At 36.1% G+C, this 1470-nt stretch carries 1 protein-coding gene; it reads right to left on the reverse strand.

The annotated features are described in order from the left end of the window. Positions 1 to 40: 40 nt before the first annotated feature. Positions 41 to 1369, reverse strand: coding sequence for an IS3 family transposase (locus ACVBAX_RS25235; RefSeq protein WP_251524437.1), 1329 nt, complete (start codon positions 1367 to 1369; stop codon positions 41 to 43). Between the last annotated feature and the right edge of the window lie 101 nt (positions 1370 to 1470).

The following is a 1470-nucleotide window of genomic DNA, read 5'->3' on the forward strand; positions in this document are numbered from 1 at the left end:
TAAACTGGCACCTTTGTCAAGGACACTATAAAAAAAGAGACTAAGCAGCTAAAAGATGATTCCTAAATTGAATAGGAGTCATCTTTTTTAAATTCCATTGATAACGATAGTTGTTATAGTAAACCATGTAATGATTGATCTTTGCCTTTAATTCCTCTAATGACTTAGCTGACTGATAATCTACGTCGTCTTTTAAATGACCAAAAAAAGACTCCTGTGGGGCATTGTCCCAACAGTTTCCTCTTCTAGACATGGATTGACCTAAGCCATATTTCTTTAGTAACTTTTGAAAGGTTGGGCTTGTATAATGGCTACCTTGATCTGAGTGGATAAAGGCATCTGGATGTATTGTTACCTTTTTATTAGACACTAGTTTTTTGATGGTTTTTGTTGCGATGTCTAACGTGATTCGATCAGATACATGATAAGCAAGTAGTTCGTTTGTACAAGCATCTTTTACGGTCGACAAATAAGCCATACTATTTCCATTGTATGGCAAATATGTGATATCCGTTAGTAATACTTTCCCTGGAATTCCTTGCTTAAATTCTCTATTTAACTTATTTGGAACGACCGTATGTTCCTTTGTTGCTTTAGCGATTCTCTTATAAGGATTTGGTCTTCTATGAGGGCATACTATATTGTATTTCCTCATGATTCTTTGAATTTTTTTACGACTAAAAATAAGGTTATAGTCGTTCTCTAATATCATTTTTATAGAACGTGATCCTTTCTTGTATCCCCGACGAGTAAATGCCTTTAAAATCATTCTTTTGGCTTCTAAATCTAACTGCTCTCTTGCTTCTCGACTACTGGATGCCTTTAGGTAGCTATAATATCCAGAACGGGACACCTCTAAAAGGTCACAAAAATACCTGGTCATTCGCTTAAAGTGATTTTGTTCAACCGTCTCAAAAATTAACTGATATACTCTACTCGGTTCTAGACTTTTTCTTGTGTTTAGCAGCCTCCTTTCTGTCGCTTCTAGCTTTTTTAGTAGGTCGACCTGCCCCTCCAGTAGCTTGATTCTTGCTTCCTGCCGTTCAATTATTTCGGTCGGTGTAAGCTCCCGTTTTAATGGTCTACCCGAACTTGATTTCCTCGAATCAGTCAAACCGATTAATCCATTCTTTTGGTACGCTTTTTTCCACCTGTGAGCAGATTGTTCAATTCTCTTCAGTCCAATTACTTCGACATCAAAACCGTTCTCACTAAAAATCTGACGTGGTAGCTTACCCGCCAAATACTCATCCATAAATTTATTTTTAAAAGAATCCGAATATGTAATCGATCGTTCACTGACTCGTTGCACATTTGGATTTTGTTGAAGTGACTTTATCTCTCTAGTTGTAAATGTTATTTTACTCATGACGTCCCCTAATTCCCCATATGTTGAAATTCTAGTATATAAAAAAATACCTGTAGATAAAACACTCTTTTTCAAGTGTCCTTACTACAGGTACCATATTA

The organism is Robertmurraya sp. GLU-23 (assembly GCF_052983275.1).

Bases quoted from the DNA above. Each gene is read 5' to 3' on its own strand.
- ACVBAX_RS25235 (WP_251524437.1), bottom strand. From the start codon at position 1,369: ATGAGTAAAATAACATTTACAACTAGAGAGATAAAGTCACTTCAACAA.